General features: G+C 60.0%; 9 protein-coding genes and 5 pseudogenes. 6 read left to right on the forward strand and 8 right to left on the reverse strand.

What is annotated here, in order from left to right; translation table 11 throughout:
* Nucleotides 1-571: 571 nt before the first annotated feature.
* Both ACVISU_RS17420 and ACVISU_RS17425 read left to right on the forward strand, forming a co-directional pair.
* Nucleotides 572-1081, forward strand: a complete 510-nt coding sequence (locus ACVISU_RS17420; protein ID WP_456707735.1) for a hypothetical protein — start codon at nucleotides 572-574, stop codon at nucleotides 1079-1081.
* A gap of 81 nt (nucleotides 1082-1162) precedes the next feature.
* Entirely contained in the window at nucleotides 1163-1426 is a 264-nt protein-coding gene (locus tag ACVISU_RS17425) for a hypothetical protein (protein WP_456707736.1), read from the forward strand.
* A gap of 135 nt (nucleotides 1427-1561) precedes the next feature.
* Here the strand turns inward: ACVISU_RS17425 and ACVISU_RS17430 are convergent, their stop codons facing one another.
* From ACVISU_RS17430 to ACVISU_RS17445, 4 genes and pseudogenes are all read right to left on the reverse strand, one after another.
* On the reverse strand, nucleotides 1562-2011 hold the full coding sequence (locus tag ACVISU_RS17430) for an HNH endonuclease (protein ID WP_456707737.1): 450 nt from the start codon (nucleotides 2009-2011) through the stop codon (nucleotides 1562-1564).
* Between the two features lie 76 nt (nucleotides 2012-2087).
* The gene (locus tag ACVISU_RS17435; RefSeq protein ID WP_456707738.1) at nucleotides 2088-2420 is read right to left on the reverse strand and encodes a hypothetical protein; all 333 of its coding nucleotides are present in this window, start codon (nucleotides 2418-2420) and stop codon (nucleotides 2088-2090) included.
* A gap of 82 nt (nucleotides 2421-2502) precedes the next feature.
* Nucleotides 2503-3810, reverse strand: coding sequence for a type II toxin-antitoxin system HipA family toxin (locus tag ACVISU_RS17440; RefSeq protein WP_456707739.1), 1308 nt, complete (start codon nucleotides 3808-3810; stop codon nucleotides 2503-2505).
* A 79-nt stretch (nucleotides 3811-3889) separates the two neighbouring features.
* A pseudogene (locus ACVISU_RS17445) lies at nucleotides 3890-5238 on the reverse strand (IS701 family transposase).
* Nucleotides 5239-5495: 257 nt separating this feature from the next.
* Here ACVISU_RS17445 and ACVISU_RS17450 point away from each other — a divergent pair.
* Nucleotides 5496-6005 (forward strand): IS4/Tn5 family transposase DNA-binding protein, encoded by a 510-nt coding sequence (locus tag ACVISU_RS17450; RefSeq protein WP_456707740.1) that lies wholly within the window; start codon nucleotides 5496-5498, stop codon nucleotides 6003-6005.
* A gap of 21 nt (nucleotides 6006-6026) precedes the next feature.
* Nucleotides 6027-6776, forward strand: coding sequence for an IS4 family transposase (locus ACVISU_RS17455; RefSeq protein WP_456707741.1), 750 nt, complete (start codon nucleotides 6027-6029; stop codon nucleotides 6774-6776).
* An 8-nt stretch (nucleotides 6777-6784) separates the two neighbouring features.
* Here ACVISU_RS17455 and ACVISU_RS17460 read toward each other — a convergent pair.
* The 3 pseudogenes from ACVISU_RS17460 to ACVISU_RS17470 all read right to left on the reverse strand — a co-directional run.
* Nucleotides 6785-8051 (reverse strand): annotated as a pseudogene (locus ACVISU_RS17460) (IS256 family transposase).
* A 298-nt stretch (nucleotides 8052-8349) separates the two neighbouring features.
* Nucleotides 8350-9472 (reverse strand): annotated as a pseudogene (gene tnpC, locus ACVISU_RS17465) (IS66 family transposase); the annotation flags it as partial.
* 478 nt (nucleotides 9473-9950) lie between these two features.
* Nucleotides 9951-10085, reverse strand: a pseudogene (locus tag ACVISU_RS17470) (IS481 family transposase); the annotation flags it as partial.
* A gap of 862 nt (nucleotides 10086-10947) precedes the next feature.
* Here ACVISU_RS17470 and ACVISU_RS17475 point away from each other — a divergent pair.
* Nucleotides 10948-12621: an outer membrane beta-barrel protein gene (locus ACVISU_RS17475; protein WP_456707742.1), complete on the forward strand. Its 1674-nt coding sequence runs from the start codon at nucleotides 10948-10950 to the stop codon at nucleotides 12619-12621.
* 1046 nt (nucleotides 12622-13667) lie between these two features.
* On the opposite strand, the pseudogene ACVISU_RS17480 reads toward ACVISU_RS17475, so the two are convergent.
* Nucleotides 13668-14659 (reverse strand): annotated as a pseudogene (locus ACVISU_RS17480) (IS91 family transposase); the annotation flags it as partial.
* 174 nt (nucleotides 14660-14833) lie between these two features.
* Here ACVISU_RS17480 and ACVISU_RS17485 point away from each other — a divergent pair.
* Complete coding sequence (locus tag ACVISU_RS17485; RefSeq protein WP_456707743.1) at nucleotides 14834-15355, forward strand: hypothetical protein; 522 nt, start codon at nucleotides 14834-14836, stop codon at nucleotides 15353-15355.
* Nucleotides 15356-15443 lie beyond the last annotated feature (88 nt).

Below are 15443 nucleotides of genomic sequence, written 5' to 3' on the forward strand. Positions count from 1 at the left end.
TTGTTTCCGTGGACGCTGGCTTCACCCATTCTTTCGGAGAAGCTGACTGGATGGCCGGTTTGAAGCGCCGATTCTGCCTTTCTAACAGCAACCTTAGATGTCGATCCGCCGGTGACTCTACTAATTTAAATTTACTCAACAATTGCGAGCTGGATCGCTTCACACAGTTCATATCCGCGCCGGCCGGTGGCTCCGGCAACAGCATCGTCTCGATCCGATCGACCAATTCCGCGACAGCCATCGCGTCAATTGATTTTGGTACAACCTTTTTGGCGAGCTCAACGCGGCAACCATCTCTTCTCCCCCCGCGCTAGGCCGGTTGCGCTATCAGCCACTTAGAGGACGAACCGCTTGGCGCGAAACTCGGTAACCCGCGCCAATGCGACTCACGACCAGGTCGGCCGGTCACTCTGCGACCAGCAACAAACGATTGATCTCGGCAACGTCGCGATGCGCCGTTCCCCTCGGGCGCGAATCGTGCATCATGCACGTTTGGACGGTAGTGAACGTTCAACGTCGGTCTCTGGAGGCCGAGGGTATGACCTGTGCAGAGCGCTCTGGTCCCGAAAGGATGGTCGAGCGGATCAGTAAAATCGCCTTTGAGGGGTTTTCTCATCCGGACGCCGCTAGCCTGCTGCACGCCTATATCGCCTGTCTTTCCGTACCGGACCTCTGCCTTGCGATCACGGAAACGCTCGCCGCCCCCTCGAAGCTCCGCCTGGCGCTGCGGCGCAGGCTGTTACGTCTTCTGGGTTATGGCAACCTCCAGCATCCCGATCGCAAGCACTTGTACGACCTGATCGAGCGAAGCCGGGCGGCTGGCCACGACAACCCACCCATACGGCTCGCCGTCGAGGCGCTTCTTTCGGCAACTTTCGAATTCCCTCCACGGCCGCAGCAGCAGTCGATCATCGAGACCTGGATCGACGGTGGTACGCGCGGAGCCGCCGCACGCTGGCTAAAGGCTGTGGCGCAGGTTCCTGCCTTGTTCGATGAAAGGGCGGTCATGGCCTACTATAGTTCTACGGACGACGATCGGGCGGCGAAGAGGCTCGCGAGCCACGCCAGCCCGGCTTCCTAAAGGAAATTCTCTCAGAACTCGCCGATCGGTGTGAGGAAGGCTGGATCGTCAGTCGAGCAGCAATGCGCGCGGATGGCGTCAGTGACGCGGCCTGGGCCGATCATCAGGTCGAAACACCCCGCGACCTATCTCTATCTTTGTGCGCAGCTCCGCCGCGGCATTTCCGAGGCGGACGCGCGGGAGCTTGTCATGACCTGTCCGAATTCCATCATGAACCAGACGAGGGGTCTGGCGATCTGGGCCATCGGCCAGATGGGACTGATCCCTGTGCTCGACGAGATTGTCGCGCAGGGCGAGGAGCTTCATCGCCGCGACCTTGAGGAATTCCAACGCTTTCCTGGCTGACCTGTTGCGTCCCCGCGTCATCATAGGCTCGCCTCACGCGTTCGCTCTGTCTAGCGGCAAGGTTAATGCCGCAGTATAGGAGCGGACGCGGTTTAGAGCCCGCGGCTTGTGCCACTGCAAAACTGAGAAAACCTTTCAGCAAGACGATCTCGGTCTGGATAGTCCTGGGCGTGTCGGGAATTTGATCAGCTGCCCCGCCATAGCCTTAAGCCCACACTCGAACATAGGCCCATCATTCATGGAAAGCAGCGCCTCGCTTACATGGATTCGGTAGTCTGGATCGATGCCGATCAGGTTTGCATCGAACGCCGCATGATGAATTTTCGAAAGCGGAAGACCGTTTTGGACGAGCGGCTGGCCAAGCTCTTCATCTCTGTCGGGCATGATGTGGGCGGCATCGAGCAGTCGCGCCTCGGGCAAGCCCGTTATCGCGCACCTGTTGCCATAGGCACTCAGAATCGCCTCGCGGAACGTCGCTTGATGAAGACGTTGCCGGACAAGTCGCAAGCCATATCGTCGCTCTGGCGCATCTGGAATGGACCACTCCCTATTCGCCGTGGCCGGCGCCCCAAAGGCGAGCCGCACCTTCAACTCCGAAGCCGACCAATCGGCAACGTAAGTAGCGGCCAGAAGAACGGCTGCGTCAGAATTCGGCAGCCAATCACGGGGTCCTGTGATCAGGCAAAGCGATCGAGTCGCGACGATAGCTCGCAATTCGTGCCAGCATCTCGGCGCGGCTGGAAACACCATTCTTCAGGCCAAAGGCATCCCAGGCCAGTGAAAGCGGCGCGATCGATGCGTGACCGAAAATGCCGCCACCCACGATGAAGTTGTTTGGCGCGTGTAGTTTGAAGAGGAACAACTCGCCCGGTTGGAGCGCCCGAAACTGCGTGGTGCCGCTGGGCTGCCAGAAATTGACTTCGTCGTGTGGAGCGGACACGCTCAACTGGTCAAACCAGGATTTGTCCGTAACTGCGACGAAGAGGCGGACCATGATCAATCCCGCTGGTCCATTGTGGCAATAGGCAGAGATGCCCCTCGGCTTCGATTAGTTGGTCTCACATCGATCTTTGGCATCACGCTCCCTCCAACCTGCGCAGACGAGCCTTGACCCCATTGCAGATGCTGTCAGCGACTTCGGCAGGAAATGCTTTCGGGAGCGACGCGGTGACCTGTTCGATCGCTGCTGGCGCCCGTGTACGCAGCTCATCGAAGATCGCGGTCACGGGTCCCTCGCCAATCCCTGCCCTAGCGGCGGTCTGAACAAAATGGCGAGACATGACGCCGTCGACGACGTAGTGGCGGCTGTCGCCGACCGCCATGGCCAGCTTCATCTTGTTACGTTTGATCTGGCCTGCGTCGAGGCTGGGCTGTGCTGAGATCACATCGTAGAGCGGGGTCATGCGGAAGCGACCGCCCGGAGAGAGAAAAACGCTGAAATTCTTGGCGTGACCATCCGTGGCACCGAGCAGCCAGAAGGCAATTGCGGCCTTCAGAAACGTCGTTTGATCTGCCTCCGGCTGATCGCTTCCCTTCAGCAGATTGAGAATAGCCGGAATGCCGGGCCCGCCATCGGATTCGTATTTCAAGGACGGCGGCACGGACAAGGCCTGGCAGCAATCCTCCTGGGACAAACGCAGGAGACGATTGTCACTGGTCCAGCGGCGGTCGAACCGCTCGACCACGAGCACGCGGTTGCCTTCAAACTCCTCGATCGCGATGGCGGCGCTCGGAAGTCCAAGAGCGGCTGTCAGCTTGAGGCAGAAGAACTCATTCTCGACGCTGTAGGAAAGATCGATGCCGTTCGGCAGTCGGCCAATCTGCGGTTTGAGGATGTGCGTCGTGGCCGTAGTCGCCAGCGGCTTGTACCAACGCCCTTTCCAGAGCAGGAGTGCGGTCTTTTCCTGGGCGCCGGCGATCGAGATCCGAAAGTCCTCGTCCTCACCAAGCCCAAGGGGAGCCGATGCAAGGTCGCCGAGAAGCCGGGCGATTTCCTTGTCGTCAACGGGTTTGCCATCGACAGCGCCGGCGGCGCCGGGTTCGATGCCGTCCGGCAGGAATTGCAGTGCGCCGACGCAGTCCCGTCCGACAGCAGCGAGCAGGTCGTAAGCGTCTATGCCCTGAGCGTGGACTCGCTCCGCCATGCGACGGCGGATGGGCGTGCTGTCGGGCAGGAGATTGTCGAAGACGGCGACGACAGGGGCACCGATATAGCGGTCCTCACGCAGAGGCAGAGATAGCGACACGGGCAGCGCATGCTCCCAGGCAAGCCAGGACGGATCGTACTGAAAGTCGATTGCGCCGCTGGATTGCCTGTTGAGGCGCCCGACAAGACGGCCGTTCAAGAAGACGTTGAGCGGGATATGCCGCCGCGGGCGGGCCATCAAAAGATGTCCTCGATCTCAGCCGGCTTTGCCTTTGTCCTAGCACTACTTTGGCAGATTGTGTTTTCGCCGCTGTTTTTCACGGATTTGCTTTCGGCAATATAGGCACTGCTGAGACGGCGGCCGAAGGATGAGATCGACGATGGCGTGACGTACGGCTGGCATGATTGGGTGAGGCGGAGGCCCGTTGATTCTTTTTTTTCCGCCCCGCGTATGCGAGGCGACGATGTTGCAGGAAGGCGTAGGCAATCATTGTCATCAAGGCGTGGCGATGAAGACCTTGCCATGATCGCCCTTCGAAGTGATCAAGTCCAAGTTCCTCCTTCAACTGCTGATGCGCCTGCTCACAAATCCACCGTGCCTTGATGGTGGCGGCCAGCGTGCGCAGATCCGTCGCCGCCGGAAGGTTGGCCAGATAGTATTTCTTCTCCCCGGACGCACGTTGCTCGCCAATGAGCCAGGCTTCGTCGCCTGGGAGATGCTGCTGACCTTTATCCCATATCCGCTGCGGAGGGCCGTCGGCGGTCCGGACACGGAGAGCAGCAAATTGGGCTTTCAGCCGACCTTTCGTCCCGCTACGCCAACTCACGGTTTTCCATTTGGCGCTGGCGAGCATTTGTTCTGCGGCAATCGATAAGATATCGGGCACGTGGTGCTTTCGTGGTTTTCCGCGGACCTTGGTAATCGGCCAAATGAGCTTCACATCGACCGGATACACTTTCTGGTGCCGAGGGATGCCGACAGCCCGGGTCAGCCCGCGCTCTGTTAGCCCTTGTCGAAACGGTGCGCTGAGGCCGTATCCTGCATCCGCCAGCACACATCCAAAGCGCACGTTGGCTGCCATCGCGCGGTCAATCTCGGCTAGAGCAATCTCGGGCTTGGACCGTGCCGTTCGATGTTCGACTGCCACGCGAGCGCGCTTCAAACGAGATATGTCGCTTGTCCAACTGTCAGGCAGAAAGAGACGTAACGCGACCATCACGGCACTTCGCCGCGAGCAAGCGTCAAAGACACCAGCGTTTGGCAATTTGCCGTTTTACCGAGAGCCGACGCGTATTGAGCCGCAACACCGACCGAGCGCTCACCCTTCTTGGGAAGTGAGGTGTCATCAATAACCAGCACCGCATCCCTGCCGCCGACAAGTCGGTCCGCCTGGTTGAGCAGCTCTGTCTCCAGCGGCGTCGCGTCCCAGAAACCGTCCGCAAGGAAATGGTGCAACTGGTCGTAGTTGCCCGAGGCAAGGCGTTCCACCATCGGCTGAACGCTCTTGCGATCGCCCGGACCGATCAATCCCGCAACATACAGAGGACACATCCGCTGCCGGGTCTTATGACCCAGCCGGTCCAAGAACGGCATCAGCCAGCGTTCGAGTTCGTCTTCCCATCCGGGCATGGTCAGCCCTCCCAGAGCCGACCACCCATGAATCATTGAAAAATTGATCGGGAATCCTATAAAACGCGGCAAAATCAACAATCTACCAAAGTAGTGTTAGTGCGGATGTGCTTGAGGCCGAAGCGCTTGCAGGCCTTCTGGAAGGCGAAGGATTTGTAGCGTAAGCGGCAAGCTGAGCTTTCAATTACCCACATTTGACTCGGATTTGAGCGAGGCGCGGCGGGCGAAATCTTGAATCGGCAGAATCTGTTGTGATTCATTGTTGAGCACCTGATTCGGAAGTGGGGTGCTCGATGGGGTTGGTGAAGGAACGCGCGGAGACGCGTGCTCAGCGATTGATGACCGGTATCGAGACGTGGGTTGATCGAGAAGCTGCGGGATGCGAGTTTAAGGCTGAGCGGCTTGGTCGCCGGTTCTGCAAATTGCTCGCACAAGTCGGGAGCGACATGGGTCAAAGCATCCCGTTGGTTTGTCAGGACTGGGCCAACACGAAGGCCGCCTATCGCTTCTTCTCCAACGAGCGGGTCAATGAGGCGGATATTCTTTGCGGTCATTTCGAGGCGACGCGCGGGCGCGTAGCGGCGACGGAGGGACCGATCCTCGTCCTCCATGACACGACGGAATTCAGCTTCAAGCGCGAGAAGCCGGATCTGATCGGCTTTACGGGCAAGACGGCAGGACGCACACAGTGCGGCATCCTGATGCATTGTAGTCTCGCCGTGACTCCCGAGAGGCTTCCGCTCGGACTGTCGGCAATCAAGTTCTGGACCCGCAAGAAGTTCAAGGGGACGACGGCGCTGTAGCGAAAGATCAATCCGACACGGGTGCCGATCGAGCAGAAGGAGAGCATCCGCTGGCTCGAGAATTTACGGCAATCGACCGACCTTCTCGCTGCTCCTGGACGATGCGTTCATATTGGTGATCGCGAGAGCGACATCTATGAGCTGTTTTGCCTGGCCGAGGAGGTCGGAACGCATTTCCTGGTGCGAACCTGTGTTGATCGGCTTGCCGGGGACGGCAATCATACAATTGCCGACGAAATGGACGAGGTGACGATCAAGGGTCTACATCGGATCAAGGTCAAGGACGACAAGGGCGATCCCGACGACGCCGTTCTTGAGATCAGGTACCGCAAGATACGCGTCCTGCCGCCGATCGGCAAACAGACGAAATATCCCGCACTCACTCTGACCGTGATCCACGCTCAGGAGCGGGGAAGGCCGAAGCGGCGAAAGAAGATCGAGTGGAAGCTCCTCACCGATCTCCTGGTCCGATCGCGCAAGGACGCCATCGAGAAGATCGAATGGTACGCGTTGAGGTGGAAGATCGAAGTCTTCCATAAGATCCTCAAATCTGGCTGCAAAGCAGAGGACTCAAAATTGCGAACCGCTGAGCGTCTGGTCAATCTGATCGCGGTCTTCTGCATTGTGAGTTGGCGCGTCTTCTGGATGACGATGCTCAATCGCTCTTCACCGAATGCCCTACCGCAAACCGCGCTGACAAATCCCGAAATTAGGCTTCTTGATCATTTTGTGAAAGACAGGGGTGGCGGAGTTATGCGGGATTTTGGGTGACGAGGTGATCAGGCGGCGTGGTTTGCCGGCATTTGGATGACCTCGATGCCGTCGTTGAATCTGACACCTGCGATCAGCTTCGGCAACTGATTTGTGCCTTTGAGCCGCCGCCAGGTCTTTGCTGCAGCGATGACCAGGTTGAACACCATCAGCGTGGCCGTGGTCGGCGACAACGAGCCCTTGGTGGGCACCGTCCTGTGCCGCACGGTGGCGAACACGCTCTCGATTGGGTTTGTCGTTCGCAAATGATCCCAATGCTCGGCAGGGAAGTCGTAGAACGCCAGCAGCTCGTCGCTATCCTTGGTAAGGCATTCAACCGCCCGACCGTACTTGGCGCGGTATTTCTCGGCGAAGACGTCGATCGCCGCCTCGGCGGCCCCCCGGTTCGGCGCCCGGTGGACCTCGCGCAAATCCGTCTTCATGTTGGCCTGCACCGAGAGCGGGACCTTATCCAGAACATTCACGGTCTTGTGCACCCAGCAGCGCTGGTGCCGCGTGTCGGGACAGATCTCGTCGAGCGCCTTCCAGAAGCCGAGTGCGCCGTCACCGACAGCAATTTCCGGGGCGATCGGCAACCCGCGCCGTTTGACGTCGATCCGAAGCTCGCGCCAGCTTTGTGCGCTTGCCCGCACGCCAACCTGAAAGCCGATCAGTTCCTTCTTGCCTTCCGGCGTCGCGCCGATCAGCACCAGCATGCATTCGCTGTGATCTTCCATGCGGGCCTGCAGGAAGACGCCATCGGCCCACACATACACGTATCGTCGCGCCGACAAGTCGCGCCTCTGCCAGCGCTCGTACTCGCCCTGCCACTCGGCCGTCAGCCGGGAAATCACCGCGGGCGACAGGTTCGGCGCGTCCTTGCCCAGCAAGGCCGTCAGCGCCTCCTGGAAATCGCCGGTCGAGATGCCGCTCAGATAGAGCACCGGCAACAGCGCATCCAGACTTCTGGTCCGCCGTGCCCACAGCGGCAGGATCGCCGAGCTGAACCGGATCCGTTCGCCATCGCTGGACGTCCCGCGGTCGCGAATCTTCGCCCGCGCGACCTCGACCGGGCCGACCCCGGTCTGGATCCTCCGCGCCGGCCCGTAACCATGCCGCACCACACGGGCGCGCCCGTCGGCAAGCTTCAAGTCCTTCACGGTGACAAGAAAGGTCTCGACTTCGACCTCGACCGCCTGCGCCAGAAGCTGCCGCGCACCAGCGCGCAGAATCGGTCAGTGGATCGTCGATCTCATCGGGCTGACGAAGTGCAACAATATTGCTAGTCTCGTTCATGGCGTATCGCTCTCCTTGAGAGGTTCTGGCAGGCTCGACACCCGCCTCGATACGCCGCCTTTCTCAGGCCGTCATCACCCAGTTTCCGTCATAGCTCGGGGTGGCGATTGCTCTCGACGAAGCACGCTCTCGCACTATGTGGTCAAGATTGCGCGGCTCGGAGGATATTTAGCCCGAGCCAACGATCCGCCTCCAGGAAATACCGTGATCTGGCGCGGACTATCGCGCCTGACCGACATCGAACTGGGAGCTGCGATCGAGGCAAAAATTATGGGTAATTGAAAGCAAGCTGAGGCCGTCAGGCGGCGTGGTTCCATGGCATAAGCGCGTCGAGTTTGCTGCTCGGCCAACCGTTGGCGATACGCTGAAGCGTTACGGCGAGCCAGGCGGACGGATCAACGTTGTTCATCTTCGCCGTCTGCAGCAGTGTTGCGATAGTCCCCAGGTTTGTCCGCCGCCGTCGCTGCCAGCGAAGAGACTATTCTTTCTCGTAATTGTTTGTGGCCTGATGGTGCGTTCGACGATGTTGGAGTCGAGCTCGATGCGGCCGTCGGCCAGGACGTGCTCGAAGATGGCGCGGCGCGAGACGGCAAAGCGGATCGCCTCAGCCAGTTTTGATTTGCCGGAGATCCGCCGCAAGGTCTGCTGCCAGAGGTCGAAGAGATCTGCGACGATCGCCGCGGAGGCTTGCTGGCGCGGGGCGACGCGTGCGTCGGGGCTTTGACTGCGCACGGTCTTCTCGACCTGCCAAAGGTTCGTCATCCGCTCGACCGTCGCCGTTGCCACTTCTGAGCTCTCTGCAACATGTAACTCGTAGAACTTGCGCCGGCAGTGTGACCAGCAGCCAGCCAATGTGATACCATCATTGCCGCGATCGGATCGCGCGAGCTTGTTATAGGCGGCATAGCCATCTACCTGCAGGATGCCGCGATAACCATTGAGGTGCCGGACCGCGCATTCGCCGGAGCGGCTGTCTTCGAAGCGATAAGCCACCATCGGGGGACCGTCGCGGCCAAACGTTCGGTCATCCCGGGCATAGGCCCACAAATAGGCCGTTTTCGTCGATCCGGAGCCCGGAGCGAGCGTCGGCAAAGTGGTTGCGTCGGCAAAGACCCGGTCGGCCTTCTTGACCTCGCTGAAGATGTAGTCCGCCATGATCTCGAGCTCGAAGCCGAGCTTGCCCCCATCCATTGCGCCATCAACTGGCGGTCGAGCTCGACATGATCGCGGGCGTAGATGGCCTCCTGCCGGTAGAGCGGCAGGCCGTCGGCATATTTGGCGACAGCGATCTGGGCCAGAAGCGCTTCCGTCGGAATGCCTCCTTCAATGATATGGGCCGGGGCCGGCGCCTGGATGACGCCGTCCGCGTTCTTGAAGGCATACCTGGGACGGCGCGTGACGATCACCCGGAACTTCGCCGGGTCTCCGGTGTGGTCATAAGCCCAAACCGCGATCTTGGGCAGGCCATCGGTCGCAGTAGGCTTTGTCACATAGAGCGAGGTGCTGTCGGAGATGTTAGCCGGTGGCCGGTGATCTCGGCCAATGGTCACGACGCGGTCGTGCTCCCGTAAACTGAATTTCACGACCAATGTGAGCGCAGACAGTAAGAGTTTGGCCGGGCCGTCTTCCTCGGTGGTCTCGAAGATGTCGGCGATTGTCTCGGCCGCCCGCGCCAAAGCAGCGGCGGCGAGCCGCTCGAGTCCTTCATTTTCGTCTTGTTTCATGCGGCGACAATATAGACGTTGGCGAACGAAAAACACCCCTCGGATATGGAGGGAGCCGGTAAACTCAGACGCTGTAACCCGTCGCCTACGGCGCTGTGCAGGTTCGAATCCATCTCCGGGCACCAGTTTCTAGGATGTGTCGGCCTTTACCGAGGGGACTCGAAGGCTTCGCTCACTGCTTCCACTTCGCGACAGTCTTCTGGTTGATCCCGTAGCGCTGGGCGAGGCCTCTCAGGCTCTCTTGACTATTTTGTATTGCTCGACAGACAGCCTCCGTCGCGGTGGCGCAGCCGTGTAGAACTTGTCCCATAGCGCATCCTTCGAATCGTGCGATAAGAATGCACCATAAAAGCTTAGGACTAAACACCTAAGGCCCAGCAGGTCTCGCTCAGCGATGTCGTCCGAAGGCAATCGGAAGCGTCATAACTCAGGTCCCCGACCACGGGTCACAAGAGTATCACATAAGGGCTGGAGCGAAGCCAGTTGATCTGCCGGTGAAGACCTCCGACCAAGTACGGGCTGGTGGTCAATCGAAAACCGCCAAGGCGCTCGGCCTCGATCCGCCGGCATCGGTGCTCGCCCGCCGAGTGATCGAATAGGGATTGCTTTGCTGCGATGCATGAGCCCGCGACTGACCTTAGCTCAGAGCCCGCAAGCTGCCGAGGGCTGCCTTTGACCCGCAGCCACCTTGGATGTCGCGCCGCTTCCGACAATCGAATGCGATTATCACCGGCTGGTGTTTAAATCACCCAGAAGCTGCACAAGTAACCGCGCGCAGCCACGCGGAGCATAAACGCCGTGCATCAGGCACGGCCCGCACATTGGCGCGCCATAGAAAACCGTTCAAAAGGTGCTTCCTGCTGCGCAACCTCCTGTGGGACGCTAGCAGCGCCGGTTGTCGGCCTTCAGACTATGTAAGCAGCTTGACACTACACTGACACTACACACTCTTCCGGAGTGCCGGCAGAACCCGCAATTCCATTCGGCACGCCGCTTGCTTCGTCACGGCATCATCACCAATCGCAGTGCGATGGTCTTCGGGGCGGACACGGCGTGCGTCGCGGTTAGCGTCTGGTCCGCCCCGACGGTTTGCTGCTGCGATAAGTTAAGGGCGATCGGTCGTGGACCGAGATAATGCAGGGACGTGTTGGATGCGAGCTGGAGTTCTTCTGTTGGGAGCCACGACAATTGCGCTCGTCGCGAGTGGTGTAGCTAATTCGGCAGACCTTGAGCCAGAAGTGAAACTGCCACCGGCGGTGTGGGACTGGTCCGGAGGCTATATTGGCGGGCACGTCGGCGGAGGCTACGGACAGACCTCCTTCAGCAATCCCTACGGTCCGTCCATCTATGGCGATGTCGTCGACACTCCAGTGTTTCTCGCCGGTGGCCAGATCGGCTACAATTGGCAGACGAACAACCGGGTGTTTGGTGTCGAACTCGAGGCCAGCGGTGCCGTCTCCGACGGCACCAATACCTGCCTCGCTGCGTCCGGCTTTGTCGTGAGCGCAAACTGCAAGGTAGGTCCCAACGTCTTTGCCACCGGGACCGGTCGCATCGGTTACGCGTTTGGCGTGCTGGGCCGCACGCTGGCCTATCTTAAGGGAGGCATCGCTTGGCAAAACAATCGGGGCGACGTCTTCAATAACTACGAGTTTGGCGATCGGACACAGGAGAAAGCCCATTTCGACTATGGTCGCGTCGGTGCCACCATCGGGCTGGGCGTCGAGCAAGCGCTTACGCCTGCATGGTCGGTTAAAGCTGAGTATAACTATCTGCATTTCGGCGGACCGCGCGTCGCAACGCCTCCGACGGTGCAGGATCCGCCGTTCGCAATTCTTCCGGCGAACACAACCAACCTCTCCAGCAACTATCACATCGGAAAGATCGGCCTGAACTACCATTTTGGCGCCGACCCATGGACGGCGCAAGGGTCCGATGCGCGGCTGTACGCGAAAGCACCCGCCGGCGCGCCGATTGCTTACACGGCCGGTTGGTCGATCGAAGGCGGCTCTCGGCTCTGGCTCAGCCGAGGAAGATTCCAATGGGATCACAGTGCTGCTGATAAACCTACCGACCCAAGCATTCTCATATCGAGGCTCACCTATCACGGACTGGACGGACTTTCCGGGGAATTATTTGGCCGTCTTGACAGCCCCTGGGGAGTATTCCTGAAAAGCAATATTGGCATCGGACGCTTCAACACAGGAAACATCAACAATGAAGATTGGGGCATCGAACGCGGGTTGTCCTACATCAACAACGTATCAAGCCAGGCAAACGGAACATTCACGTACTACACGGCTGATGCCGGATACGATTTCCTGCACAGCGCCAACTACAAGATCGGCGCATTCATCGGCTGGACCTATTACGGCCAGAGCTCCGATTCGACGGGATGCGTCCAGATCGCCAACCCAATGTTTGCATGCTTGTCGCCCGGCGACGACAGGATAATTGGTAGCCAGAATACCCAGTGGAATGCACCTCGTCTCGGCCTGAGCGCCGAAACGATGCTGACCGAGCGCTGGCGCTTAAACACCGATGTCGCCTACCTGCCCTGGACCGATTTCAGCGGTCGTGACCACCATCTCTTGCGCCCGACGACCACCTTCAATGATCAACGCGGGAATGGTGGCGGGGGTGTACAGGTTGAAGGCGTGTTGTCCTACTTTATCACTTGCAATTTCAGCGTCGGCGTCGGTGGCCGCTATTGGGCAATGTGGACAAAAAAGGACAGCGAGTCCACGTGCAGCGGCTGCATTGGCCCGGGCACGATCACTGGGCCAGGGAAGTACAACATGGAGCGCTGGGGGACGTTCTTTCAGGGCAGCTACAAGTTCAATTGAAAAGCCGCACTGTAGCCAGCCTCCAGATTCTCTTCACGACCGCAACGATGGGCGCCCCGATGATGAGCCGAACGAGCAATTCTTGAATGAACACCTGCCGCTGGCTTCGTTCCTGTCGCGAGTGATCCAAAACGCACCTCGCCCTAACAACGGATCGATGTGAACTCAGAGCGAAAGGCTGCTTACGCAGACATCCGAAGGGTAGTGGGCACGATCAGCAGAGAACTCATAAGACGGAGTTATAGCAAAAGGCCGGAGCTTTTGAAGGGGAAAGCCGTCCGGATTGTTTGCGGTAGCGGGCGATGGGACATGACCGAGTTTGACGATGACGTTGGACCCGTTCGTTTGTCGACTGGGATGCTCGAATTGTCATTTCAATTACCTGACTGCCGCCTGCGCTGTTCTCTGTGGCCGTCTTAAGCATCTGGGCCTAAGCCCATCCCGCGCACGGACGAGGAGCGAATATGAGTTCAGATGTAATCTGCTCTTTTTGTGGAAAGGGGTCGCCGGAGATTATGACGATGATCGTCGCGCCCTCAATGAATGTGCAAGGCCGAGAAATCACAGCTGCTATTTGTGATGAATGCATTCCGGTGTGTGTGCAAGTTATCGCGACCCGACACCCGGAATGGCTGGAACAGCATCGTCAGTTCGTCGCGAGCCTTGGGAGTTGAAGCACGCCTGCCGGGACATGAGGTCTCCTTGTGTGAAGGGTTTCGGATGCCGGCCGCATGACTGACGGCGCGGCACATTCGGCGGCCGGCGTCCGAAAGCCTGCGAGGGAGGAAACCGCGCTTAAGGGAAACGTAGGCGGTGCCGCGGGCGCTATGGGGATTTGACTGCCGCGGGCGAATTGGCTGATTTGAATTGAGCAGATGCAACGAGGTGTTCGAGGGTGAATCGGCTGGCGAATGCGCGGCGGGTGGTGTCGAGCTCGACAAATTGTCGAGCGCGTTGTGGCGGGCGGTGGATATCTGAGCGCGCTCTGCCGTGGCTGGCCGAGAGGCAGCGAGCACTACGAATAGATTTGCAGGACAGCGACGTGGTCATGAGGTGTCGATCCTGATGCGGTTCGTTGGAGCTGTCGGCCGATGCCGTGGCGTACAACCGCGCTCGAAGGCCTCGATGATGATCATGCGACCGCCGCAGCATGGGCAAGCCGGCTTGTTGGCATCGACGGCAGCCGCGGTGGGATTGGCTTCAGGCTTTGCACCGGTGAGCAGCTCGCGGACGCGTGCGATGTTGTCGGCGCAAGCGCCTTTGGCGAACAGGCCGTAATGGCGGATGCGGTGAAGGCCCTTTGGGCAGCACGTGGATGAGGAAGCGGCGGATGAACTCGTCTGTGGCGAGCGTCATCTGCCTGTATCGATCGCGGCCCTCGATGCGGTAGTCCTTCCATTTGAAGGTGACGCCCTGCTGGTCGCAAGCGATCAAGCGGCTGTTGGCGATGGCAACCCGGTGGGTGTAGCGCGACAAATAGGCCAGCACCGCCTCCGGTCCACCGAACGGACGCTTTGCATAGACGACCCACTTGGTTTTGCGCAGCGGCGCCAGGAAGGCTGCGAAGCATGGGGTATCAGCGAGCTGGCTGTTGTCGCCAAAGAAGCTCAGGCGGCCGGCTTGATGGGCGGCGACGAGCTTCTGAAGGAACAATCGCCGGAACAGGCGGGAGAGCACGCGCACGGGGAGGAAGAATCCGGGCCGGCAGGACACCCAGCGCTGACCATCGGGCGAGATGCCGCTGCCCGGCACGATCATGTGCACGTGGGGGTGATAGGTCAGCGCCGAGCCCCAGGTGTGCAGTACGGAGGTGATGCCGATCCTGGCCCCCAGATGCTTCGGATCGGCGGCGATCGTCAGCATGGTCTCGGCCGAGACCTTGAACAGCAGGTCGTAGAGGACGGTAGGCGATGTCGGCGATCGCTCCTGGGAGTGTGAACACCAGGTGGTAGTACGGCACGGGCAACAGCTCAGCCTCGCGATCGGCGAGCCACTCCTTTGCGGCGGCGCCTTGGCACTTCGGGCAATGCCGGTGCCGCAGCTAATGGGCGTCACCCATTACCTGCCTTATGGGCAAAGCCGGTAATGGGGAGCTGCCAATCGCGATCACCGTATTTTCCTGTGTATTGCCGCTCTCGAGCTCTCCATTACAAGTCGCCCGTGCGGCCCCGTTGGGTCGGCCACTGATGGCCGGTCACATACGGAGACGGACATGTTGGAGACGTACTTCGCGGCAGCGAAGATGCTGGGGCATCTGCGCAGTGGGCCGAGCGGGCCTTACCTTGACGGGTTTGCAGCGGTGCTGGAGCGGCAGGGCTATGACCCCGAGACAGCGGTACGCTATTTGCGAGCGGCGGCTCACATCGGCCATGTTATGGCCGAGCAAGGCGCGGGCCTGGCGGACGTTGATCTCGCCGCGTTCGGCGAGCACCTGCGCACTTGCCGGTGTCCACGCGCCAAAGGCGGCCGGCGCAACCACCACACCATCTACGGTGCCAGGCTCTTTCGTCGGCACCTCGTCGAGCTCGGATTTTGCCGGTCCGCGGCCGTGGGGGCAGCACCCGCCGAGCCGCAGCTGGTCGCCGACTTCAAGACGTGGCTGCGCAAGCATCGCGGCGCATCCGATGCCACCGTCAGGCTCTACGCCCGCGACGCCGCGGGCCTGATGATGGGACCCGGCCGGCTGGAGGCCGAACGATGTCCGCAGTTACTTCCTCCAGCGGGCGAGCAATAGCGTACGCATACGACGAAGGACGACGAAGACCGCCTGATTGACGCATGCGCGCGGGCGCGGCGAGTTCTATGACGGTGTTGCGTGACGG

It is taken from the genome of Bradyrhizobium sp. USDA 4452 (genome assembly GCF_054063575.1).

What these genes read in the sequence shown, in the direction of transcription:
- ACVISU_RS17420 (WP_456707735.1), top strand. Translation starts at nt 572, where the DNA reads ATGGTCGAGCGGATCAGTAAAATCGCCTTTGAGGGGTTTTCTCATCCG.
- ACVISU_RS17435 (WP_456707738.1), bottom strand. Translation starts at nt 2,420, where the DNA reads ATGGTCCGCCTCTTCGTCGCAGTTACGGACAAATCCTGGTTTGACCAG.
- ACVISU_RS17440 (WP_456707739.1), bottom strand. Translation starts at nt 3,810, where the DNA reads ATGGCCCGCCCGCGGCGGCATATCCCGCTCAACGTCTTCTTGAACGGC.
- ACVISU_RS17450 (WP_456707740.1), top strand. Translation starts at nt 5,496, where the DNA reads ATGGGGTTGGTGAAGGAACGCGCGGAGACGCGTGCTCAGCGATTGATG.
- ACVISU_RS17485 (WP_456707743.1), top strand. Translation starts at nt 14,834, where the DNA reads ATGTTGGAGACGTACTTCGCGGCAGCGAAGATGCTGGGGCATCTGCGC.